General features: G+C 42.9%; 2 tRNA genes. Both read right to left on the bottom strand.

Annotated features, from left to right (window positions below):
- Positions 1 to 79: 79 nt before the first annotated feature.
- A tRNA-Ala gene (locus FD30_RS07525) sits at positions 80 to 152 on the bottom strand.
- A 19-nt stretch (positions 153 to 171) separates the two neighbouring features.
- Positions 172 to 246 (bottom strand) — tRNA-Ile (locus FD30_RS07530).
- Positions 247 to 319: the final 73 nt, after the last annotated feature.

Consider the following 319-nt stretch of genomic DNA (forward strand, 5'->3'; position numbering starts at 1 on the left):
AATTATCTTAATAATTAAAGGAAAATAATTGATAGTATCTAGTTTTCAAAGAACAAATTCTATGATGCTTTCGCATCAATGGAGAATAACGGGATCGAACCGTTGACCCCCTGCTTGCAAAGCAGGTGCTCTCCCATCTGAGCTAATTCCCCATATCGACCTTACGGTCAATGGGCATAAATGGACTCGAACCATCGACCTCACGCTTATCAGGCGTGCGCTCTAAACCAGCTGAGCTATACGCCCAAAAAAGCACATAAGGCTTTGAGGGTAGACCCCTCAAAACTGACCATTGTTTCAACAAAGTATGTGTAGCCTC

The sequence above is a fragment of the Levilactobacillus namurensis DSM 19117 genome, from assembly GCF_001434785.1.
In the GTDB taxonomy this organism is placed as follows: Bacteria; Bacillota; Bacilli; order Lactobacillales; family Lactobacillaceae; genus Levilactobacillus; species Levilactobacillus namurensis.